This is a genomic window from Paraclostridium tenue, from assembly GCF_039521565.1.
GTDB lineage: Bacteria > Bacillota > Clostridia > Peptostreptococcales > Peptostreptococcaceae > Paraclostridium > Paraclostridium tenue.
On the sequence record NZ_BAAACP010000003.1, the window covers coordinates 26,826 to 51,536 of the forward strand.

Consider the following 24,711-nt stretch of genomic DNA (forward strand, 5'->3'; position numbering starts at 1 on the left):
TGACATCAGGAGGAAAGTGAAATGTTAGATAGATTATTTGGTGAAGAGGGATTCTTCGGATGTGGATGGGTAATCATAGTATTATTCTTCTTGTTTTTAGCATTTGGAGATTGTTGGGAAGAATTAGATATATGCGCATGGATACCTTTCTTAATACTATTATTAATACTTCTTTGCTGCGATGGATGCTTTTAATAGATGATATTAAAATAGTTAATAAACCAATAAGATAAAATAATAAGTAACCAAAAAATATATAGATTCATAATATATAAAATAGTTAGATATTAAAACTAACTAAATTTAAAAAAGAAAATTTAATAGGAGGTAAATTTATGTTAACAAGATTTTTCGGCGATGATGGATGTTTTGGTGGAGGAGCATGGTGGATAATAGTATTATTCTTCTTATTCCTAGCATTTGGAGAAACTTGGGTAGAAATTGACATAATGGCATGGATACCTTTCTTAATATTATTATTAATAACTTGTTCTTGTGCAGGATTCTTTGATGATAATGATGGTTGTGGATGCTAATTAAATAACTATAAAATATACAAAAATAACACGTCAGTATATTACTGACGTGTTATTTTTTGTCGAAATATATTTAAATCGTTCTAAAATTATGATAAAATTAATTTTTGCACAGATTAAAGAATATATTTTATTAAATATAGTAAAAATGAAGATAAGGAGGAATGCTAAATGAAAACAAATGTAACAATAAAAGATGTAGCTAAGAAAGCAGGCGTTTCTATATCTACAGTATCAAGAGTAATAAATGATTCTAAGCCAGTTACTGATGAAGTAAAGCAAAAGGTATTAGATGTTATAAAGGAAACTGGATATGTTCCAAATCCATTAGCAAGAAGCTTAGTAACTAAAAAAAGTCAATTAATAGGAGTAATAGTTCCTGAAGTTTCGGATTCATTTGTTAGTGAATTATTAAACGGGATAGAAGAAGTTGCTAAGATGTATGATTATGATATATTATTAGCAAATACATATTCAGATAAGGAACAAGAATTAAAAAGTATAAACTTATTAAGAGCTAAACAAGTAGAAGGTATAGTTATGATGTCTTGGAAGGTGGATGAAGAGCATTTAAACTATATACAAAACTGCAGAATACCAGCAGTATATGTAAGTAAAACTGCTAGAAATTATGATGTTTATTCTGTAAGTATAAGCAATACAGATGCTACTTACGATATGACAAAGTATCTTATAGATAAAGGTCATAGAAAGATATCATTTATAATGACTAGTGAAGACGATACTGTTTTAGAAGCAGAAAGATACTTAGGATTTGAAAAGGCTATGAAAGATAATAATATAGAAATAGATAAATCTTTAGTAAAAAATGCAGGAACTACATATAAGTATGGTTATGATAAGATGAAAGAAGTATTAGATGCAGGAAATGTACCTGATGCAGTATTTGTTACAGGTGATGAAGCAGCTATAGGAGCTCTTAATGCAATATGTGATGCAGGATATAGAGTTCCAGAAGATATATCTGTAGCTGGATTTAACGATGCTAAAATAGCTTCTATGTATAGACCTAAATTAACAACAGTTCATCAACCTTTATATGATATGGGAGCTGTAGCAATAAGAATGGTAATAAAAATGATTGATAAAGAAGTTTTAGATAATAAAAAAGTAGAACTTCCATATAGAATAGTAGAAAGAGAAAGTGTTATAGAAAGACACTAATAAAAAGCATGTTATCTATTTTAGATAACATGCTTTTTATTATATACATACTATAAAGTCGACAATTTTAGATAAATTAAAATTAAATTTAAAAGAATAATTTTATATATAAATTTAAAAATATATAATTAATTAACAATATACATTTAAAACAAAGGAAATGAATTTCATTTGTAGAAGATACTTAAATACTTACACATTTAATTTTTTATAGGGGGGAACATATATATGAATAAAATAATTATAGATGGAAGAGATTTGACTATAGAAGATGTAGTAAATGTATCCAGAAATGGGTATAAAGTGGAGTTAAGTGATAATGTAATAAATAAGGTTAAAATAGCTAGGGAATTAGTAGATAAATTTGTTGATGATAAAAAGGTCATATATGGTATAACTACAGGATTTGGTAAATTCTCAGATGTAGTAATATCTAAAGAAGAGACTCATACACTCCAACGAAATTTAATTATAAGCCATGCATGTGGAGTTGGAGAACCACTAGAAGAAGATATAGTAAGAGCTGTAATGCTACTTAGAATAAATAATTTATCACAAGGTTATTCAGGAGTTAGAGTTGAAACCTTAAACACTTTAGTAAATATGTTAAATAATGATGTACATCCGATAATCCCAGAAAAAGGATCATTAGGAGCATCTGGTGATTTAGCACCTTTAGCGCATATGGTACTTACAATGATAGGTGAGGGAGAAGCTATATATAATGGGAAAAGAATGACTTCTAAAGAAGCTATGAATCTTGCAGGAGTTGACATTTTACCTGAATTATCATCAAAAGAAGGCTTAGCACTTATAAATGGAACTCAGGTAATGACTGCCATAGGAGCTCTTACTACGTATGATGCTATGAATTTATTAAAATTAGCAGATGTAGCTTTATCATTAACTATGGAATCTTTAAATGGAATTACATGTGCAATGGATGAAAGAGTACACTTGGTAAGAGCTCATAGAGGACAAATTAATACAGCTAAAAATGTATTAGATATATTAAGTGAAAGTGAAATGACTACAAAACAAGGTGATTTAAGAGTTCAGGATGCATACTCTCTTAGATGTTCACCACAAATCCATGGTGCTAGTAAAGATGCAATTGAGTATGTAAAAAATAAAATAAACATAGAAATCAATTCAGTAACAGACAATCCAATAATATTCCCAGAACAACAAGATGTAATATCAGGAGGAAATTTCCATGGTCAACCTATGGCACTTAGTTTCGATTTCTTGGGAATAGCTTTATCAGAGATAGCAAACATATCAGAAAGACGACTAGAAAGATTAGTAAATCCATCATTAAGTAATGGGCTACCAGCATTTTTAACTAAAAATGGAGGAGTAAACTCCGGATTTATGATAGTACAATATAGTGCAGCATCGTTAGTTTCAGAAAATAAAGTATTAGCACATCCAGCAAGTGTAGATTCAATACCATCATCAGCAAATCAAGAAGACCATGTATCTATGGGAACAATAGCAGCTAGAAAAGCAAAAGAAATAATGGAAAATACAAGAGATGTATTAGCTATGGAAATATTAGGAGCAGTACAAGCTATAGATTTAAGAGGAAAGAAAAAATTAGGAGTTGGTACTGAAGCAGCATATAATTTAGTTAGAAGTCATATTAATTTCATAGAAAAAGATATAGTTATGTATAAAGAAATAAATAAATGCGCTCAAATGATAAAGGAAAATTTAATTGTAGAAGCTGTAGAAAAAGCTTTACAATCTGAACTTTTATTAAATGAAGAAATTGCTTTAATTGAAGGTTAAAAGAAATATAAGGGGGATAAATTATATGGCTACTTTAGAAAAAGTTATGAATGTTTCAAATGAAAGTATTGAAGATGCAATGACTATTAAGCTAGATTATATACCAAATGAAATACCAAAATTTATGGAGGGTATAAGAAGAGCACCAAAAAGAGAAGCTAAATTATCAGAATCGGATGTAAAATTAGCTTTAAAAAATGCTTTAAGATATATACCAGAAGAATATCATGAAAAATTAGCTCCTGAGTTTTTAAATGAACTTATGAGTACTGGAAGAATATATGGTTATAGATTTAGACCAGAAGGAAAATTAAAAGGGAAATCAATAGATGAATATAAAGGAAAATGCACAGAAGCTAAAGCATTTCAAGTTATGATAGATAATAATTTAGATTTTGATATAGCATTATATCCATATGAACTTGTTACATATGGAGAAACAGGTCAAATTTTTCAAAATTGGATGCAATATGTGCTAGTAAAAAAATATTTAGAAGAAATGAATCAAGATCAAACTTTAGTAATACAATCAGGTCATCCTGTAGGATTATTTAAATCTAAGCCAGAAGCTCCAAGAGTAATAATAACTAATGGATTAATGGTAGGTTTATTTGATAATCAAGAAGAGTGGAAAAGAGCATCAGCAATAGGTGTATCTAATTATGGACAAATGACTGCTGGAGGATGGATGTATATAGGACCTCAAGGTATCGTTCATGGAACTTATTCAACATTACTAAATGCTGGAAGATTAATACTAGGTATACCTGAAGAAGAAAACTTATCTGGAAAACTTTTTATAACTTCAGGGCTAGGAGGTATGAGTGGAGCACAAGGAAAAGCTGTAGAAATAGCAGGTGGAGTAGGAATAATAGCTGAAGTTGATTATTCAAGAATAGAAACTAGATATACACAAGGGTGGGTAAGTAAAGTTACTAGTACTTGTGAAGAAGCCTTTAATATAGCTAAGGAATACATGGATAAGAAGGAGCCATGTGCAATAGCTTATCATGGTAATATAGTAGACTTGCTTCAATATGCAATAAAAAATAACATACATGTAGATTTGCTTTCAGATCAAACCTCTTGTCATGCAGTTTATGATGGAGGTTATTGTCCTCAAGGAATAAGTTTTAAAGAAAGAACTGAACTTTTAGCTAATGATAAAGAAAAATTTGTGAAATTAGTTGATGAAACTTTAAAAGCTCACTTTAAAGCTATTAAAGATTTAACTAGTAAGGGAAGTTATTTCTTCGACTATGGAAATAGCTTTATGAAAGCTGTCTATGATGCTGGGTGTATAGAAATATCTAAAAATGGAGTAGATGAAAAGGATGGATTTATATTCCCTTCATACGTTGAAGATATATTAGGACCACAATTATTTGATTATGGATATGGTCCATTTAGATGGGTTTGCTTAAGTGGAAAAAAAGAAGATTTAATAAAAACTGATAAGGCAGCTATGGATTGTATAGATCCTGATAGAAGATATCAAGATAGAGATAACTGGATATGGATAAAAGATGCAGAGAAAAATGGTTTAGTAGTTGGAACACAAGCAAGAATCCTTTATCAAGATGCTATGGGAAGAACAAAAATAGCTCTTAAATTTAATGAAATGGTAAGACGTGGAGAAATAGGACCTGTAATGTTAGGTAGGGACCATCATGATGTATCTGGAACAGATTCTCCATTTAGAGAAACTTCTAATATAAAAGATGGAAGTAATATAATGGCTGATATGGCAACTCATTGTTTTGCTGGAAATGCAGCTAGAGGTATGAGTTTAATAGCTCTTCACAATGGAGGAGGAGTTGGGATAGGTAAATCTATAAATGGTGGCTTTGGAATGGTATTAGATGGTTCTCACAGGGTAGATGAAATATTAAGAACTGCTATGCCATGGGATGTTATGGGAGGAGTAGCAAGACGTGCTTGGGCAAGAAATGAAAATTCTATAACAACTGTTATGGAATACAACAAAATGTGTCAAGGTCAAGACCATATAACACTACCATATATAGTTGATGAAGACTTAATAAATCAAGTTATAGAAGCTAATAACTAAAGTAAATAATGGTTAACTATATATTTAGTTAGCCACTAAAAATAAGTATTAATATGATTATAGGGGGATTATTAATATGGCTATAGTACAATGTGTACCTAATTTTAGTGAAGGTAGAGATTTAGATAAAATAGAAAAGATAGTTGCACCTTTAAGAGGAAAAGAAGGAGTTAAACTTTTAAATTATGAAGCTGACAAAGATTATAATAGGGTTGTAGTTACTGTAATAGGAGAACCTAAAGCTGTAAAAAATGCAGTTTTAGAAGCTATAGGAGTAGCTAAAGAGGTTATAGATATGAACACACACAAAGGACAACACTCAAGATTTGGAGCAACAGATGTGTGTCCATTTATACCTATAAAGGATATGACTATGGATGAAGCTGTAGAATTAGCTAAAGAAATAGGAGAAGAAGTATCTAAATTATATGATATACCAGTATTTTTATATGAAAGTGCAGCATCAAAACCAGAAAGAGAAAACTTAGCTAAAGTAAGAAAAGGAGAGTATGAAGGGTTAGATGCTAAATTTGAAGATCCTAATTGGGCTCCAGACTTTGGATTAGCTAAAAAACACCCTACAGCAGGAGCAATAGCAATAGGAGCAAGAAAGCCTTTAATAGCATACAATATAAATTTAGATACCCCAAACATAGAAATAGCATCTAATATAGCCAAAACTATAAGACAGTCTAGTGGTGGATATAGATTTATAAAAGCAGGACCAGTAGAAATTCCAGAAAGAGGGATAACTCAAGTTACAATGAATTTGACAGACTATACAAAGACTGCTATGTATAGAGCTTTTGAAGCTGTAAAGATGGAAGCAAGAAGATATGGGGTTAATGTTATGGGAAGTGAAATAGTTGGACTATGTCCTATGGAAGCTTTAGTTGACTGTGCTTCTTATTATTTAGGTCTTGAAAATTTCTCTCTAGATAAAGTTTTAGAGACTAGTTTAATGGAGTAGATTTATGAGTGTTGATTTAATTATAAAAAATATAGGAAAACTAGCTACTATGAGAGGCAAATCGCCTTTCATAGGTAAAGCTATGGATGATATAGAAATAATAGAAAATGCATATGTTGCAGTGAAAGATGGAAAGTTTTATGAAATAGGAATTGGAAATGATTATAATCACTTAATAGATGCACATACAATAATAGATGATGCCAAAGGTAAATTAGTTACACCTGGGCTTATTGATGCTCATACGCATTTAGTTCATGGTGGAAGTCGTGAAAATGAATTTGCTAAAAAAATTACAGGTGTTCCTTACTTAGATATATTAAAAAGTGGAGGAGGAATATTAAGCACAGTAAAAGCAACAAAAAGTGCAAGTTTTGAGCAACTTTATGATAAAGCTAGAAAAAGTTTAGATAGGATGTTGGAATTTGGAGTAACTACAGTAGAATCTAAAAGTGGATACGGATTAGAATTAGATACAGAAGTAAAACAATTAAAGGTTGCTAATAAATTGGGAAAAGATCACCCTATAAGCTTAATACATACTTTCTTAGGAGCTCATGCTATCCCTTTAGAATATAAAGAAGACCCAGACAAATTTGTTGATATAATTATAAACGATATGATGCCTAAAGTTAAAGAACTTGAGTTAGCTGAATTTTGTGATGTATTTTGCGAAGATTCAGTATTTAATATAAATCAGACTAGAAAGATATTTAAAAAAGCTAAAGAATTAGGATATAAATTAAAGATACATGCAGATGAAATTGTATCACTAGGTGGAGCAGAGCTTTCGGCTGAAGTTGAATGTGTATCGGCAGATCATCTAATGGCTGCTAGTGATGAAGGGATAAGATTAATGTCACAAAAAAATGTAGTAGCCAATATACTTCCAGCTACATCTTTTAATTTAAATAAAGAATATGCTAATGTTAGAAAGATGATAGATACAAATTTAGCAGTTTCATTATCAAGTGATTATAATCCAGGTAGTTGTCCAAGTGAAAACTTACAATTTGTAATGCAATTAGGTTGTTTAGGATTAAAAATGACACCAAATGAAGTATTAAGTGCTGTTACTATTAACGCTGCATGTGCAATAGATAGACAAGATTGTATAGGATCAATTGATATAGGAAAAGATGCAGATTTAGTAATATTTGATTCACCTAATGTAGAATATTTAATGTATCACTTTGGAATAAATCATACTTATCGTGTATATAAATGTGGAGAGTTAGTTGTTGATGATAAACATACAATATACGATAAAAAGTGTGAATGTATATTGAATTAAATTATATATACTTAATTTAGTAGTTTATATAATTAACAAATATACATAAATTAAGGGGGATAGTATATGAAATTAGTTGAAATGACTATAGAAGATTTTTCGAAAGAAGTAGACTCGAATTCACCAGCTCCAGGAGGTGGATCAGTTTCAGCATTAGCTTCAAATATAGGCATTAGCTTAGCTAGGATGATGGCAAACTTAAGCTTTGGAAAGAAAAAATATGAAAGCCTAGATGAGTCTGTAAGATTAGAGTTTACAGATAGATTTAATAAACTAGGAGATATAAGACAAGAATTAATGATATTAGTAGATAAAGATACAGAATCATTTGAAGAATATATGAAGGCTATAAGGATGCCAAAAGATACTAATGAAGAAATACAACAAAGAAAAACAGCAATTAAATGTGCACAAGAATTTTCTATAGAAGTTCCATTTAAAACAGCATCAGTTTCTATGGAGGCATTAGAATTATTAAATTATATCGTTAAATATGGAAATCAAAATGCTATAACAGATATAGGTGTAGGAACTTTACTTATATACAGTGGTATTGAAGGAGCTGTACTCAATGTAAAGGTTAATTTATTAGGTTTAGAAGACGAAGAAATGATTAATAATTATACTATTAAGTGTAATGATTTAATAAAAAGAGCATGTTATATTAAAGATGAGATAATTGGGGATATACATAGTAAATTAGAGCCAATAAAAGCATAAAAAATGTAACCTATTATAGGTTACATTTTTTATGCTTTTATTGGTCTGTATGCTTTTTAACTTTTTTTACAACCTTTTTAACTTTCTTACTTTGTTTAGAACTTTCATTTGATTTATCATGATTAGTTGATTTTGGCGTTTTATGAGATTCAGATTTATTTGATTTTTTATTAGATATTTCTTTTTTAGAGTGATCAGATTTAGATTTTTTAGATTTTTTGCTATTTACTTTTTCTTGAGCTTCAGCATTAGCTATTTTATTCATTATAGTATCTACTTTTTTTCTTTGATTTTCATCTAAAAAGGCCTTGAATTTTTCAACTACCTCTTCTTTACCTTGAAGTGTTTTACCTATTTTAACTAATTCATCCATAAGTTCATCTTCTGACTTATCCTTATAACTGTCTGCTATTTCTTCAATTTTATTTTTATCTATATTTTTTTCCTTTGCGAATTTTTCCATAGCTTCCTTATCTATTTTTTTCATAAAAGCACCTCTTTCAATAATATATATTTAATTACTTTCATATTATTTATATATAGAAGTATTAGATAAATTATGATTAATAATATGAAAAATAAAAAATACTTATAAATAATATATATGCAGACATATAAAAAAAGTAACAATAATAGTAAATAAAACATAGTTTATATATTAGGAGTAGTATATAGTAAGGGGTGACTGGGAGTGAACAATTTACTATTTATATTGGGAATGATAGCTTTAAGTAATGGCAATATATCACTACTAGATAATAATAAAAATAAATCTAGTAGTGTGGATATAAATACAGAATATGGGAGTATGAGATCGAAGACATCAAATAAAAGTAAAAAAATAAAATTAAAAAATAAATTACGACCTAAGAAAATAGAAGATGAAGAACTAAATTATAATAACGAAGATGAAGAAGAGATAATTGATGTATCAGAATATATAGATGAGTCATCTAGTTTTAATATTAATGATTTAGATAAAGGTATGAAAATGCTAGAATTAAGTGATGATGATTTAGATCGTGGATTAGAGATAATAACAAGGACCAAAAAGTATATGGATAGAGATGAAAAGAAGGTTCTTGTTAAGATAGAAAGTGTATTGGATTTGGTTAAAGGTATAAAAAAACTTAGTAGTGTTGATTTGATAGATGACGATGATGAATCAGATTTTTTTAGAAGTATGGAAGAAGATGATAAAAAAAATATGATGATAAAAGAAATACTAGAAGTCTTTCCAGAAAGAAAAAGAGAATCAGTAGAAAAAGCTATGGATATGAAAAAGAAAATAGAATTATTTGCAGAATTATTTTTACCTGATGATATAGGAGAAGAAAATGGTTCTGGATTTAGTTTAAGTTCATTAGCTAGTATTAATAATTTGGGTAGTTTAAGCAATTTAAAACTTTTAGGTAGTCTTTTAAGAACTGACAATAGGGAAAGTAAAAATGAAAAAAATGATAAAACTACTTACAATACTGTATATAACAATACATATGAAGAATTTGAAGATGAAAACAATTATGAATATGAAGATTATGAAGAAGAAGTTGATGATATAGATGACTACATGGATGATGATTATGTAAGAATAGACAAATAAAAAATGGAAAAATATCAAAAAATAGCTTATATTGCTATATAAAACTACTTTTAAAATTTTTAGATTTATTATATAATAAGTATATGAAATCCTGAGGCATGCGACAGTGCTTTTTTAAATTCAACCGACAAAGTTTGAACGGGAGTATGAGTCTAACAGTGTATAACACGCCCCTTCATAATTATGGGGGAAGTTAAAAACTGTTAGTAGTACACCCACCTGGGAGATTCTCGGGTCTGAATTTAAGGGGCCATCGGTGTTTTGGGATAAAAAAAGTATTGTGATTTCACAATACTTTTTTTATTTATTAAAATTTCCTAATATACCAAATGGATTTTTAGTTATGAATAAACAACTAGATTTGTAATTTAAATCATTAGAATAATTCGATTTAAATTGTGCTCTGATGAACTTCTCATTAATGCTATAATCATCTTCTATACAATCACTCCAAGTAGCTCCTAAATCTTTAGAAGAACAAGTATAAAGTCTATTATCATGAACATATGATATAAATATATTACAGTCATACTTAACTATGGATGGAAATAAGTATATAGATGGAGTAGTTATATATTTATTTAAAATCTCTTCAAAGCAATCATTGTTTAAATATCCATTTATATATTTTATACAATATTTATTTTCATGATTTTCACAATAGGATATATGATAAAAATTTAATTGATCTTTTAATATTGATAAATAGATTTTATTTTTATTAGAATTAGTAATTTGTATAGGAGAACTCCAGTTTAAATTACCTACATTAAATGTAGATGAGTAAATTTGAGGAAACTCATTTTGTTCTTTAAAATAAAATACAGTAGGAACATTATTATTAAAAGAAACTATAAAATTATCCAATATAGGAAGATTTATAAAATCTAATTTATTTTCAATCCATTTACAGCCATCATTATAATGGTGAAATAATATAGTTGTAGGAAGTTCTTTATTAGTTAAGTAGTATAGAATATGGATAGTACCATCTATATATTTTATATAAGGAAAATTTATATTAAAGTTTTTATAATCGTAATGTATTTTATGTAAAAATGAAAACTTATTACTATCTTTGTTAAGCTTTAAAATATTTATATCATTGTCAGTAAAAATACCATATATATTATCATTAGAATCTATATCAAAATAATAATTAGAAAAGTCTATATTTAAATGAGTTATATTTTCAGACATAGTACATGATTCACTGTTTTTAAAATAATTATAAATCAATCCATTTTCAGGTTTAATAACAACCATATCCTTGTTAGATTTTCTTAATATATAAGCACATTCGTTAAAAAATCCCATAACTACCTCCTTAAAAATTTATTTTATAAATGTATATTAATTAAAAAAATATTTATTCTATTAAGAAAAAATTAATAAAATACCAATTAAGTAACAATTAATAAAACATATGCATATTATTAATTAGGCATAATCAAGAGCCTACATTTTTTAAGAAGACAATCAAAGGGGAGGACAAAACTAAATGAAGGATTTAATGAGATCTAAAAAAATAGTTAACAAAAGAGTAATACAACCTACTCAAAACACTGAAGATAGTAGAAGTTATATAGAAGCAAATGAATTAGATGAAGATTTAAACAGAGGATGTAAATCAAACGGATGTAAGCCACAATGTCATCCATATGTACAATGCGATGATAGAGACGATCATAACTGCAATTGCAATGATCACAATCATAATCATCATCATAATCATCACAATTGTGGATGCAATACAGATTGTTGTAATTGCCAAGATGATGATTGTACAGAAAATTGCTTCCCAAACCCTTGTCAAGAAGAGTGTAGTCATCCTTTAATACCACCTAAATTTTCAACATCACAAGCAAAATTATATCCAATAGAAACTGATAGAATATTTGATACTATAATGTTTAGAGTATTCACAGATGGAAAAATGCTAAATGGTGATGATTTAAATTTCAGATATGAATTAGGAAATTTATGTGGACCTCTACCATGTTCTGTACAAACTAATGTAACTATAGAAAAAGTTTGTATAAATTATTCTAGTATAACTATAAATCCAGGAACTACATCACTAGAGCAATTAGAAATTGATGAAGTTGATGATAAAAGAGAAAAATGCAAATCTGTTTTTGAGTACAATGTTTGTGGTCAATTAAACAGATGTTGCAATGATCAATGTCTAGGTCAAAATGTAATGTACAAAGAAAAAGGATTAAATGTAATTGTACATGACTTAGAAATAGAATTAACAGGTAGATTTGGATGTTCTGAATTCACAGCTATAGCTACACCATATAGCAAGTGTGACTCAAATTGTGTAGTTTTCTATTTTAATACTTTATCAAGTGATTTAGTAGTTCCAGCTGATGGAAGATCATTTACTTTAAGACAGGATTTCCAAACTCAACTTACTGTTGATTGTATAGGTAAAGGTATAATAACTCAAGAAATGATAAACAATAAACCATGTTACGAGTTAGACATACCTAATGGAATAGACTTAGTACTTTGTCTACAAAATATAGTTAGTGTATTGATAAAAGAACAAATAGTAGTTTTAGGTGGACCTACAAGAATACAACCTAGACTAGTAGACACATTTGGAAGCGTTTGTGACTTCTCACAATTCACAGGAAGCTGTGACAATGATAGAAGATAAAACTAATAGGTTATTTACACTAATATAAAAAATTATAAAAAGGGCATTGGTTTTGTCAATGCCCTTTTTATAATTATTCATATCTTATACTATTACAATAATCAAATAAAATATTACTAGATTTTATATTAGAAAAATTCATCCAACATTTATTTACAATATCAAATGCCATAGATTTTAAATTATTGGATTTTATTAAATTACTATATGAACATATAATATGATTATTTGAAATATTAATTGTATATATTGAGTTATCAATTTTTCGTACATCTTCAAATTGATATTCTAAAAATTTATAAGTAACTAAGTCATAATTTATGTGATGTATATTATACAAATTATGACTTATATATCTAGCAAAAAAAATATTTAATGAGTTATTTACAATATACATTGATAATTTATTTATCTTTTTAACATAACTATTTAATTTAAATGTTAATATTAAAGTTAAATTGTTTTTTTCATAAGTACAATAATTTAAAAATCCTTTTAAATCTATGTAACACATATGAATGATATCTGAATTATCTATAATTGATGAATGTAAATAAATACTATTAGAAACTTTTTTTATTTCCCCAAAAGAGTCTTTAATAAATAAACAATTATTCTTACTAAAAATATATACAGAAGAATTAGTAGTTGTATTTAAAACAATCATATCATTAACCACCTTATTTTAATGATTTTAAGTATTTATATAAAACAAAATAATTTAAAATACATGATAATATAGGAATTAAAGTTAAAATTATTATATAACCTGATATACCTAAATTTGGTATAGGTAATATAAAATAAAGACATAAGGTTTGTATTAGCATGGATGAAATACCTATAACACTGGCAATATACTCTTTACCTATAGAATGTAAAATTCCAGAAAGTATGTGATTTAGACTTAAAAACAATGGAACTAAACACATAAGTTTTAGATAAGTACCTGCAGGCTTATTATTAAAAATGATTTTACAAATTTCTTCTCCAAAGAAATAAAATAAAGTTGAACATAAAATACCCATAGCAAGTGTAAGTATTAATGAAAAGTAAACTTTACTTTTAATAGCATATGTATTTTTTTTCGTAACTTCCAAAGATATGCTTGGTATTATATTTACAACAAGAGCAGAAACAAGCATAAATGGAAGGTATACAAATGGAAAAACCATACCAGATATAACACCATATATACCTAATGCATTAGTATAACTAATTCCTGATAAAGCTAACCTAGATGGTATTATCATAGAACCAATAGAATTAAGAATTATACTAGACATTCGATTACAGGTAATAGGTATTGACATTTTTATAGTATTATAAGATGCTAATATAAATTCTTTTATATCTATTGTGTATTTATTTTCTATATAAGGTTTTTTAGCCAAGTTAAAGGTCATAAATATTAAGCTAATACATTCTCCTATAGATATACCAATTATAGCTGATAAACATATTAATGTAGGGTTATTAAAATTTCTTGCAATAAGGTAAACAAATACAATCTTTGAAATTTGTTCTAAAATTTGGGATATTGCAGGTATATTTACTTTTTTTATACCGTAATAATATCCCCTTACTACATTAGACAAAGTTATAGCAATAATTGATGGACATATAGCTAACATAAATATAGAAAGTTTATTACTATATAAGAGTTTTGATGATAAATAGCTAGATTTAAAGCCTACAAATATTGAGATTAAAGCTGCTATAAAAAAGGATATATAAATTGTAGATATAAAAAGTGCATTTGTACTATGTTTATCATTAAAAGCTTTTTTTCTAGCTACTAAACAACTAAGGGCTGTAGGTATTCCAGTTGTAGTAAGAGCTATACAAATCATTAAAAAATTAAATACTAAATGGTATATTCCCAGGTGGACTTCAGATAAGTTATTTGATAAAAATATCTTATATAAAAAACCTATTACTCTAACTATAAAATTAGATAAAAAGAGTATTAAAGTTGAATACACAAGATTAGGAATTTTCAACTAAACCACCTCCTATCTTAAGTTATATTCAACTTTAAGTATAAAAATGAAAAAATAATAACCCATATTATATATTTAGAGTTATTATTTTTTTGCTTATTTATATATTATATTTTCTATATTTATAAATTTTGGTTTCATTGAATCGAATGTAGTTACATATTTAAAACCAAGTTCGCTTAATTTTTTATATATAAAATCAAACTTATATGCAACTTGAGATGGGATATGAGAATCTGAACCAGTTGTTATTATTTCTCCACCTAAATCTTTATACATTTTAAGTATATAAGTAGATGGAGTTAAATCTTTAAGACCATATCTAAAACAAGAAGTATTAACTTCAATTCCTTTTCCATTTTGTATAGCTTCTTTTAAGATAGCTTCTAATATATCATAGAAAAGTTTATCATCTAGTTCTGATTTATAATCTCCATATCTTTTGATTAAGTCTAGATGTCCTAATACACTATAGTCATTATAATTTTTTACTATATTATATAACGTTTCATAATATTTTTCATAAGCTTCAGCTTGAGTTTTATCATTAAAAAAAGTTCCATTGTATAAATCAATTTTATCTATTGCATGCATTGAACATATAACAAAATCAAAAGGATATTTTTTTATGTCATTAGAACACTTTTCAAGAATATGTGGCTGAACACCCATTTCTATACCTTTTTTAATAGTAATTTTATTTATATATTTATCTTTAAGCATATTAATGTTTTTAAAATAAGCATCATAATCAGTTTCAAATTCTACATCGCTTATTATGTCATAGTCAACATGGTCTGTGAAGCATATTTCCTTTAATCCAAGGTCTATTGATTTTTTAACCATGTCTTCCATAGGTGTTTGACTATCTCCAGAGAAGTTTGAATGCATATGATAATCGTAATACATAATTATTATCCCCTTTTTTAAAAAATTTTGGTATTATATATACATAATAATATCAAATATAGATATGTGCATCAATAAAGGCATATATAAATAATATCGTTTTAAGTGGGGATAAAATGGATAAATATAAATTTATAATAAAAGAAAGTAGTCCTAAGTATTTACAGATTTATAATCATATAAAGAAAATGATTATAGAAGATGAAATAAAAGCAAATAAAAAACTTCCACCAATAAGAACTTTAGCAAAATTACTAGAGGTTAATAACACTACCATAGTAAAAGTATATGAGCTATTAGAAAAAGAAGGCTATGTATATAAAAATATAGGTAGTGGAACTTTTGTATCTGATGTAAAAAGGAGTATAAATAAAGAAAAATCTATAGAAATGGATGGAATTATAAGATTTGATAATGGAAATCCATCAATAGATATGTTTCCAGTTGATGATTTTAAGGAATCTATAAATATGGCTTTAGAAAAAGAAGGTAATTCTATATTTGAATATGATGATGGACTAGGATTTTTGAATCTAAGAGAGAAATTAGTAGATTATTTAAAAAAATTAAATATAAATACTCGTAAAGATAATATCCAAATAATTTCAGGAGCTCAACAAGGAATAGATATTGTATGTAAAGGTATTATAAATTACTCAGATTTAGTTTTTGTTGAGGAACCTACATATAGAGGAGCCTTAGAAGTATTTAAAAATAGAGGTGCAAAGATTATAAGTATACCGATGCTAGAAGATGGTATAGATATAGGTATATTAAAATTAAAGCTTGAAAAAACAAGACCTAAGATAATTTATACAATGCCTAATTATCAAAATCCAACAGGAATATCGTACTCGATTTATAAAAAGAAAAAACTTATAGAATTAGCTGAAAAGTACGATTTTTATATATTAGAGGATGATTTTATGAGTGATTTAAAATTTAGTTCTCATAAAAATTATCCCTTAAGAAGCTATGATGATAAAGGGAGAGTAATTTATATAAAAAGTTTTTCTAAAATACTTATGCCAGGGCTTAGAATAGGTTTAGTTGAGATGCCAAGTGAAATTTTAAAAAAAATTTTATGGGCTAAATATTCTTCAGACATTTCAACATCAGGTATAATTCAAAGGTCTATGTATTATTACATGGAAAACTTTGATTGGGATGAATACATAGAAAGGTTAGAAAAAGCTTATAGTGAAAAATTCGAATTAGCATCAAAATTAATAAATAAGAACTTAGGAGAAAAACTTAAGTTAAAAGTGCCATCAGGAGGTATAAACTTCTTTTTAGAATTACCGAGAGGATACTCATCTAAAGAATTTAGTTCATATATTTTAAAAAAAGGGGTATCAATTTTATCAGGAGGTCATTTTTTTGACACACCTATAGATGATAGATTCTTTAGAATAAATATAGCACAACCAAGTATATGTGAAATAGAAAAGGGAATAGATATAATATCAAAAAATATAGATGAATTTTTAACAAATTATAAAAATACAGAAGAATTTAAAGAAAATAAATTATTTTTTTAGGAGTGATAATAAATGAATAACGAATTTGATAGAGATAAATTAAATAGAATAAATGAATTAGCAAAAAAACATAAAGGTGAAGGTTTAACAGAAGAAGAACATAAAGAAAGAGAAGGTTTAAGAAAAGAGTATTTAGAGCACTTTAGAGGACATTTTAGATCAAGATTAGAAAATATTAAGGTTGTTTCACCTGAAGAATATGAAGAAGCTATGAAAAACCAAAAGAACCAAAAATAATATAAGCCTAATATTGTAAGTGTGCTATAATTATTGTAAGGAAAAATTTTACTAGAAAGGGAGTATTGTTATGGACTTAAGACATGAATTTAAAAATGCATGGAATCAAATTAATGAAAACAAAGAGTTAAATAGTGTTATGGATTATGCAAATGGTTATATGAAGTTTTTAGATGCAGGTAAGACAGAAAGAACATCAGCTAGAGAAATAATAAGACAAGCTAAAGAAAATGGATATATATCTATAGAAGAAGCCATGTCAAAAGGAAGTTTATCAGCAGGGGACAAAATATATGCAAATAATAAAGACAAAGGTGTTGCATTATTTGTAATAGGACAAGAAGAACTACAAAATGGAATGAGAATAGTTGGTGGACACATAGATTCTCCTAGACTAGATTTAAAACCAAATCCACTATATGAAGATGGAAAAATGGCTTTATTAAAAACTCATTATTATGGTGGAATTAAAAAGTATCAATGGACAGCATTACCACTATCATTACATGGAGTTGTAATATTAAATGATGGAACTAAAGTTGATATATGTATAGGTGAAGATGATAATGATCCAGTATTTTGTGTAACAGATTTATTAATACATTTATCAGCAGATCAAATGCAAAAGAAATTATCTGATGGTATAACTGGTGAAGCTTTAAATCTTTTAGTTGGACATATGCCATTAGAAGGCGAAGAAAAAGATGCAGTTTCTGCAAATGTATTAAGATTATTAAATGAAAAATACAATATGACAGAAAAAGACTTCTTAACAGCAGAAATAGAAATAGTTCCAGCTGGAAAAGCTAGACATTTAGGATTTGATAAATCTATGGTTATAGCTTATGGACATGATGATAGAGTATGTTCTTATGCTGCAATAAAATCTATATTTGATATTGAAAATCCAAGATATACAGCAGTTGCATTATGTGTAGACAAAGAAGAAATAGGATCAACAGGTAATACAGGCATGCATTCAAGATTCTTTGAAAATATTATAGCTGAACTTATAAACATAGAAGGAAATTACTGCGAGCTTAAAGTAAGAAGAGCTATGGCTAATTCTAAAGTATTATCTGCTGATGTTTCTGCAGGATTTGATCCTACATACCCAGAAGTACTTGACAAGAGAAATGCATGTTATATGGGATATGGAGTAGCTTTAACTAAGTATACAGGAGCTAGAGGTAAGAGTGGATGTAATGACGCTAATGCAGAATTTGCAGCACAAGTAAGAAGAATATTTGATAAAGCTGGAGTTGTATGGCAAATAGCTGAACTTGGTAAAGTAGACCAAGGTGGCGGTGGAACAATCGCTCATATATTAGCTGAACAAGGAGCAGAAGTAATAGATTGTGGAGTAGGCGTATTAAATATGCATGCCCCTTATGAAATAGTATCTAAAGCAGATATATATGAAATGTACAAAGGTTATAAAGCATTTTATACAATAGAAGCATAATATAAAAAAAGATAAGTGATTAATCACTTATCTTTTTTTATTGATATCAATATTGAAATAATCGCAAATGCTATCTAAAAATTTATATTCTAAAGGAGAGAATGTTTTTTTATTTGAATATGCAAAATAAAATTTTCTATCAAATTTTACATTTTTAATTTTATAATATCTTATCTTTTTAAGATTTATATCATCTATAACTGAATTATATGAAACAAAAGATACACCAAGTCCTAATCTAACCATTTCTTTTATAGATTCATTAGATTCTACATAAGCAATAGTATCTAGACTGTTTATTGAAATTTTATTAGATTTAAGTTTATTTATAATTATACTTTGTGTTCCAGATCCATCTTTTCTCATTATAAACTTTAAATCATGCAATTTTTCTATATTAATATAATTATTTTCATTTTCTATGATTAAATCAATCGGTGCTATTAAAACAAGTTCATCATCTATAAGATCTATATATCGAACTTTTTTATTATTTATTTTAGAGCCTACAAATCCAAAACTACTACGCTCATTTAATATTTCAGATATGGCATCTTGAGAATCATATCTACTAATGCTAAATTTTACATTAGGATAGTTAGAATAAAAGTTTTTTAAAAAATCAGGTAGTATATATGTTTCAGGAATAGAGCTACAGGCTATATCGATTACTCCTTCGATTTTTCCACTATACTCTTTGATATCGTAAATAGCTTTTTTACAATTATTTAATATATAAATAGCATGCTCATATAAAATTTCTCCTGATTTAGTAAGTGTTATTACTTTATTGTTTCTATTTACTAAAACTGTATCAAAATTTTTTTCTAAATTCTGAATATGAGCACTAACGGTAGGTTGTGTAAGAAATAACTCTTTTGCAGCTTTAGAAAAACTATTATACTTTGCAACAGCTACAAAAACTTCTAGTTGTTTTAAGTCCATAAAAATGTCCCCCCCTAAATTTGTCATAATATATTATATCATACAACTAAGTACTTATAAAAATATAAAGGCAAATGTCGATTTAAAAGAGAAGTCTTACAAAAATATTACAATATTTTGATATAGGTTATTTAATTAAAATAAATATTATATAATTAAGTATAAGTAAATTTAGGAGGATTAGTATATGAGGAAAGTTAAATTAATTAGTATTATGCTAATTTCCATACTAATAATCTCAGGATGCAGTATGAATAAAGAACAAAAAGTAGATAAGGCTACTCAACAAAAGAATATAACGAAAGTTCAAAATGATATAAGCGAAATAATAGGGAAAGATTATGATTATGTTGTTAAAAATATGGGCAAACCATATTTGACAATATACTACATTAATGTTGATAATTACAGAAACTGTAAAAAATTAGATTTTAATCAACTTTTAAGTAAATTAGACATAGAATTGGTATATCCAAAAGAAGGGTATGAAAATAGTGCGTTGTATATAGATATAGATAATAACAAAGTAGTTGATGTAAAAAGCAATGAATTTGCAGGAATTTCATCTGGATTTGAAAATTTACCTAAATATGCAACTAAATCAAATGTCATAATAGACTTTTACAATAATCAAAACTATTTAAGTATGGATAAATTTAAAAATGTTTCGCTAAAATCATATGAAGGAAAAAGTATGGAATATTTTTCGAAAAGCATTGGTTTAGATAAACCAAATGCAATTGCATATAGTGAAAATAATAAAAAAATAATAAGTTATTACATTTTAGATAATAACAAAGATACACTAGAAGATATAATAGCAATAACTCAAGAAAATGAAAAAATAACAAATGTATCACAAGTTTCAAGAGAATCAATTGTAAATTCAATCAAAAAATTAATAAACTAAAAATCCCCTCTATTTTATAAGTAGAGGGGATTTTTTATTTTACTAAGAAACTGGTATATATAATTAAATAATGCAAATAATATTTTATGACTAAAATAAGAAGCTAAAATACATAACTTATGATAAGGAATAAATAAGGAGGTATATAAAATGGGTAAACAAATAATTACTATAGATGGTAATACGGCAGCTGCACATGTTGCATATGCATTTACAGAGGTTGCGGCAATATTTCCAATAACACCATCATCTACTATGGCAGAAGTTGTAGATGAATGGTCAGCTCAAGGAAGAAAAAATATATTTGGGCAAAATGTTAGTGTTGTAGAAATGCAATCAGAAGCAGGAGCAGCAGGAGTATTTCATGGATCACTTCAAGCAGGGGCATTAACAACAACATTTACAGCATCTCAAGGGTTATTACTAATGATACCTAATATGTATAAAGTATCAGGTGAATTGTTACCTGGAGTTTTCCATGTAAGTGCTAGAGCCATAGCATCTCAAGCATTATCTATATTCGGAGATCATCAAGATGTTATGTCAGCAAGACAAACAGGATGTGTTTTACTAGCATCAAGCTCAGTTCAAGAAGTCGCTGATATAGCACCAGTAGCACATTTAGCAGCTATAAAAGGAAGGTTACCATTTATTCATTTTTTTGATGGATTTAGAACATCACATGAGATACAAAAAATAGAAGTTTTAGATTATGAAGATTATGCAAGCTTAATAGATAAAAAAGCTTTACAAGAGTTTAGAGATAGATCTTTATCTCCAAATCATCCAGTTACAAGAGGAACAGCACAAAATCCAGATATATACTTTCAAAATAGAGAAGCTTCAAATAAATATTATGAAAATATAGTGCCTATAGTTGAGGATTATATGAATCAAGTTGGTAAATTAACAGGAAGACATTATGGCTTATTTGATTATTTTGGACCTAGTGATGCTAAATATTTAATAGTTGCAATGGGTTCAGTTACAGAGACAATAGAAGAAACTATAACTTATTTAAATAGCCAAGGGGAAAAATATGGATTAGTTAAAGTGCATTTATATAGACCATTTTCAGCTAAACATCTTATGGATGTTATACCATCTAGTGTAGAGAAAATTTGTGTTTTAGATAGAACAAAAGAACCTGGGGCTATAGGAGAACCATTATATTTAGATGTAAAAACAGCATTTTATGAAAGTGATAAAAGACCTGAAATAATAGGAGGAATATATGGTTTAGGATCTAAGGATACAACTCCAGCAGATATAAAAGCTATATATGAAAACTTAAAATCAGATAATCCTAAAAATCAATTTACTGTAGGCATAGTAGATGATGTAACTAATAGATCAATAGAAGTTGATAGAAGTTTTAAAATAAGCCAAGAAGGAACTATAAGATGTAAATTCTGGGGGTTAGGATCAGATGGTACTGTAGGAGCAAATAAACAAGCAATAAAAATAATTGGTAATAATACAGATATGTTTGCTCAAGCATATTTTGCATATGATTCTAAAAAATCTGGTGGGATAACAATGTCTCATTTAAGATTTGGAAAAACACCTATAAAATCTACTTATCTTATAGATGAGGCTGACTATATAGCATGTCACAATCAATCCTATGTAAGTGAATATGACTTAGTAAAAGGACTTAAAGATGGAGGAACATTTGTATTAAACTGTATATGGGATAAAGATGAATTAGAAAGTCACTTACCTGCAAAACTTAAAAATTATATAGCTAATAATAATATTAATTTCTATACAGTTAATGCTACTAAGATAGCACAAGAAATAGGACTTGGAAATAGAATAAATATGATAATGCAATCTGCATTTTTTAAATTAGCAAAAATAATACCAGAACAAGATGCAATAGATCATTTAAAAGATTCTATAAAGAAAGCATATGGGAAAAAAGGCGAAAAAATAGTAAATATGAACTACGAAGCAGTTGAAAAAGGAATGAGTTCTATTGTTAAAGTTGAAGTTCCTGAATCTTGGAAAACTGCAAAAGATGAAGATACACATTATGATGAACCAGACTTTATCAAAAATATATTAAGACCTATGAACGCACAAGAAGGAGATAACTTACCAGTAAGTGCATTTATTGGTATGGAAGATGGTACATTCCCAAATGGTACATCAGCTTATGAAAAGCGTGGAGTAGGAATTAATATCCCTGAATGGATACTAGAAAATTGTATTCAATGTAACCAATGTTCTTATGTTTGCCCGCATTCATGTATAAGACCATTTTTATTAAATGAGGAAGAAGTAAAACAAGCACCAGAAAGTTTTGAAACTAAAAAAGCTGTAGGTAAAGGTCTTGAAGGATTACAATACAAAATACAAGTAAGTCCAATGGATTGTACTGGATGTGGAAACTGTGCTGATATATGTCCTGCTAAAGAAAAAGCTTTAGTTATGAAGCCTCTTGAAACTTTATCTGACAAAGATGTTCCAAACTGGGCATTTGCAGTTTCACAAGTTGGTCATAAAGGAGACTTGATGAATCCTAATACTGTAAAAGGAAGTCAATTTAGACAACCACTTATGGAATTCTCAGGAGCTTGTGCTGGATGTGGAGAAACTTCATATATCAAATTAGTAACACAATTATTTGGAGATAGAATGATGATTGCTAATGCAACAGGATGTTCTTCTATATGGGGAGGTTCTGCACCATCAATGCCATACACTGTAAATCATGAAGGTAAAGGACCATCTTGGGCAAACTCATTATTTGAAGATAATGCAGAATTCGGTTATGGGATGTATTTAGGTGTTAAGCAAATAAGAAATAGAATTGCAGATTTAATGAGAGAATTATTAAGTATGGATATAGATGAAGAAAGTAAAAAAGCATTTAATTATTGGCTAGAAAGTAAAAATAATGGAGAAGAATCTAAGTGTGCATCAGAAGGTGTTAGAAAAGTTTTAAACAATATAAAATCCTCAGATGAAAAAGTATCTAGCATAATAAATAAAATAAAAGAAGTTGAAGATTATTTAGTTAAAAGATCACAATGGATACTTGGAGGAGACGGATGGGCATATGATATAGATTATGGCGGATTAGATCATGTACTTGCGTCAGGTGAAGATGTAAATGTATTAGTATTTGATACAGAAATTTATTCAAATACAGGTGGACAAGCATCTAAATCTACTCCAGTTGCAGCTATGGCTAAATTTGCAGCAGGAGGGAAGAGAACTAAGAAAAAAGATTTAGGAAGAATGGCTATGACATATGGAAATGTGTATGTAGCGCAAGTTTCATTATGGGCAGATAGAAATCAATTAATAAAAGCTATAGTAGAAGCTGAAAGCTATGATGGACCATCACTTATAATATGTTATGCTCCATGTATATCTCATGGGTTAAAAGAAGGTATGGGACGTTCAATGGCAAATGAAGAACAAGCTGTTAAGTGTGGATATTGGCATTTATATAGATATAATCCAACTTTAAAATCAGAAGGAAAGAATCCATTTACATTAGATTCTAAAGAGCCTACAGAAAGCTTTAGAGAATTTTTAATGGGGCAAGTAAGATATTCAGCTATAGCTAAACAATTCCCTGATATAGCTGAAGAGCTATTTGAAATGACAGAAGAAAATGCAAAAGAAAGATATGAAATATATAAAATGTTAGCACAACAAAAATAAACAAAAAAAGAGAATAGATAAATCTATTCTCTTTTTTATTGGTGCCGGTTGTGGGACTTGAACCCACACGGTATCACTACCAACGGATTTTGAGTCCGCCCCGTCTGCCTATTCCAGCAAACCGGCTCGATATAGTTTTATTATATCAGTTGAAAAAATGTTTCGCAATATATTTTCTC

Annotated in this window: 21 protein-coding genes, 1 tRNA gene and 1 other RNA gene; 16 read left to right on the plus strand and 7 right to left on the minus strand. The window is 27.8% G+C overall.

Annotation, left to right across the window (positions count from 1 at the left end; translation table 11 throughout):
- The first annotated feature begins 21 nt into the window (after positions 1-21).
- The 8 genes from ABFX13_RS03475 to ABFX13_RS03510 all read left to right on the plus strand — a co-directional run bounded on the left by ABFX13_RS03475 (position 22) and on the right by ABFX13_RS03510 (position 8,570).
- The gene (locus ABFX13_RS03475; RefSeq protein WP_346042557.1) at positions 22-195 is read left to right on the plus strand and encodes a hypothetical protein; all 174 of its coding nucleotides are present in this window, start codon (positions 22-24) and stop codon (positions 193-195) included.
- A 140-nt stretch (positions 196-335) separates the two neighbouring features.
- Positions 336-536, plus strand: coding sequence for a hypothetical protein (locus ABFX13_RS03480; RefSeq protein ID WP_346042559.1), 201 nt, complete (start codon positions 336-338; stop codon positions 534-536).
- A 171-nt stretch (positions 537-707) separates the two neighbouring features.
- Positions 708-1,721 (plus strand): LacI family DNA-binding transcriptional regulator, encoded by a 1,014-nt coding sequence (locus ABFX13_RS03485; protein ID WP_346042561.1) that lies wholly within the window; start codon positions 708-710, stop codon positions 1,719-1,721.
- 228 nt (positions 1,722-1,949) lie between these two features.
- The gene (gene hutH, locus ABFX13_RS03490) at positions 1,950-3,515 is read left to right on the plus strand and encodes a histidine ammonia-lyase (protein ID WP_346042564.1); all 1,566 of its coding nucleotides are present in this window, start codon (positions 1,950-1,952) and stop codon (positions 3,513-3,515) included.
- A gap of 25 nt (positions 3,516-3,540) precedes the next feature.
- Entirely contained in the window at positions 3,541-5,586 is a 2,046-nt protein-coding gene (gene hutU, locus ABFX13_RS03495) for a urocanate hydratase (RefSeq protein WP_346042567.1), read from the plus strand.
- Positions 5,587-5,662: 76 nt separating this feature from the next.
- Entirely contained in the window at positions 5,663-6,556 is an 894-nt protein-coding gene (gene ftcD / locus ABFX13_RS03500) for a glutamate formimidoyltransferase (RefSeq protein ID WP_346042571.1), read from the plus strand.
- A gap of 4 nt (positions 6,557-6,560) precedes the next feature.
- Positions 6,561-7,850, plus strand: a complete 1,290-nt coding sequence (gene hutI, locus ABFX13_RS03505; RefSeq protein WP_346042573.1) for an imidazolonepropionase — start codon at positions 6,561-6,563, stop codon at positions 7,848-7,850.
- A gap of 66 nt (positions 7,851-7,916) precedes the next feature.
- Positions 7,917-8,570: a cyclodeaminase/cyclohydrolase family protein gene (locus tag ABFX13_RS03510; RefSeq protein WP_346042575.1), complete on the plus strand. Its 654-nt coding sequence runs from the start codon at positions 7,917-7,919 to the stop codon at positions 8,568-8,570.
- A gap of 37 nt (positions 8,571-8,607) precedes the next feature.
- Here ABFX13_RS03510 and ABFX13_RS03515 read toward each other — a convergent pair whose 3' ends face one another.
- Positions 8,608-9,057: a hypothetical protein gene (locus ABFX13_RS03515; protein ID WP_346042578.1), complete on the minus strand. Its 450-nt coding sequence runs from the start codon at positions 9,055-9,057 to the stop codon at positions 8,608-8,610.
- Between the two features lie 204 nt (positions 9,058-9,261).
- Between ABFX13_RS03515 and ABFX13_RS03520 the strand changes: the two genes are divergently transcribed.
- On the plus strand, positions 9,262-10,173 hold the full coding sequence (locus ABFX13_RS03520) for a hypothetical protein (protein WP_346042580.1): 912 nt from the start codon (positions 9,262-9,264) through the stop codon (positions 10,171-10,173).
- A gap of 85 nt (positions 10,174-10,258) precedes the next feature.
- Positions 10,259-10,445, plus strand: a non-coding RNA gene (ssrS, locus tag ABFX13_RS03525) — 6S RNA.
- Between the two features lie 28 nt (positions 10,446-10,473).
- Here the strand turns inward: ssrS and ABFX13_RS03530 are convergent.
- Positions 10,474-11,490: a hypothetical protein gene (locus ABFX13_RS03530; RefSeq protein ID WP_346042582.1), complete on the minus strand. Its 1,017-nt coding sequence runs from the start codon at positions 11,488-11,490 to the stop codon at positions 10,474-10,476.
- A 184-nt stretch (positions 11,491-11,674) separates the two neighbouring features.
- On the opposite strand from ABFX13_RS03530, the gene ABFX13_RS03535 reads away from it, so the two are divergent.
- Complete coding sequence (locus ABFX13_RS03535) at positions 11,675-12,841, plus strand: exosporium morphogenetic protein CdeC (RefSeq protein ID WP_346042584.1); 1,167 nt, start codon at positions 11,675-11,677, stop codon at positions 12,839-12,841.
- Between the two features lie 73 nt (positions 12,842-12,914).
- On the opposite strand, the gene ABFX13_RS03540 is transcribed toward ABFX13_RS03535, so the two are convergent.
- The 3 genes from ABFX13_RS03540 to ABFX13_RS03550 all read right to left on the minus strand — a co-directional run bounded on the left by ABFX13_RS03540 (position 12,915) and on the right by ABFX13_RS03550 (position 15,753).
- Complete coding sequence (locus tag ABFX13_RS03540) at positions 12,915-13,508, minus strand: hypothetical protein (RefSeq protein WP_346042586.1); 594 nt, start codon at positions 13,506-13,508, stop codon at positions 12,915-12,917.
- 13 nt (positions 13,509-13,521) lie between these two features.
- Positions 13,522-14,844 carry an oligosaccharide flippase family protein gene (locus ABFX13_RS03545; RefSeq protein WP_346042589.1) on the minus strand — a complete coding sequence of 441 codons (1,323 nt, stop codon included), beginning with the start codon at positions 14,842-14,844 and terminating at the stop codon, positions 13,522-13,524.
- Between the two features lie 96 nt (positions 14,845-14,940).
- Positions 14,941-15,753: a histidinol-phosphatase HisJ family protein gene (locus ABFX13_RS03550; RefSeq protein ID WP_346042592.1), complete on the minus strand. Its 813-nt coding sequence runs from the start codon at positions 15,751-15,753 to the stop codon at positions 14,941-14,943.
- A gap of 116 nt (positions 15,754-15,869) precedes the next feature.
- On the opposite strand from ABFX13_RS03550, the gene pdxR reads away from it, so the two are divergent.
- From pdxR to ABFX13_RS03565, 3 genes are all read left to right on the plus strand, one after another.
- Positions 15,870-17,294: a MocR-like pyridoxine biosynthesis transcription factor PdxR gene (pdxR, locus tag ABFX13_RS03555; RefSeq protein ID WP_346042594.1), complete on the plus strand. Its 1,425-nt coding sequence runs from the start codon at positions 15,870-15,872 to the stop codon at positions 17,292-17,294.
- A 12-nt stretch (positions 17,295-17,306) separates the two neighbouring features.
- On the plus strand, positions 17,307-17,531 hold the full coding sequence (locus ABFX13_RS03560; RefSeq protein ID WP_346042596.1) for a DUF896 domain-containing protein: 225 nt from the start codon (positions 17,307-17,309) through the stop codon (positions 17,529-17,531).
- Positions 17,532-17,601: 70 nt separating this feature from the next.
- Entirely contained in the window at positions 17,602-18,996 is a 1,395-nt protein-coding gene (locus ABFX13_RS03565) for an aminopeptidase (RefSeq protein WP_346042598.1), read from the plus strand.
- A 27-nt stretch (positions 18,997-19,023) separates the two neighbouring features.
- Here ABFX13_RS03565 and ABFX13_RS03570 read toward each other — a convergent pair whose 3' ends face one another.
- Positions 19,024-19,941 (minus strand): selenium metabolism-associated LysR family transcriptional regulator, encoded by a 918-nt coding sequence (locus ABFX13_RS03570; RefSeq protein WP_346042600.1) that lies wholly within the window; start codon positions 19,939-19,941, stop codon positions 19,024-19,026.
- A gap of 187 nt (positions 19,942-20,128) precedes the next feature.
- Between ABFX13_RS03570 and ABFX13_RS03575 the strand changes: the two genes are divergently transcribed.
- Both ABFX13_RS03575 and nifJ read left to right on the plus strand, forming a co-directional pair.
- Complete coding sequence (locus ABFX13_RS03575) at positions 20,129-20,851, plus strand: hypothetical protein (protein ID WP_346042602.1); 723 nt, start codon at positions 20,129-20,131, stop codon at positions 20,849-20,851.
- Positions 20,852-21,001: 150 nt separating this feature from the next.
- Entirely contained in the window at positions 21,002-24,532 is a 3,531-nt protein-coding gene (gene nifJ, locus ABFX13_RS03580) for a pyruvate:ferredoxin (flavodoxin) oxidoreductase (protein WP_346042605.1), read from the plus strand.
- Between the two features lie 39 nt (positions 24,533-24,571).
- Here nifJ and ABFX13_RS03585 read toward each other — a convergent pair.
- Positions 24,572-24,658 (minus strand) — tRNA-Leu (locus ABFX13_RS03585).
- Positions 24,659-24,711 lie beyond the last annotated feature (53 nt).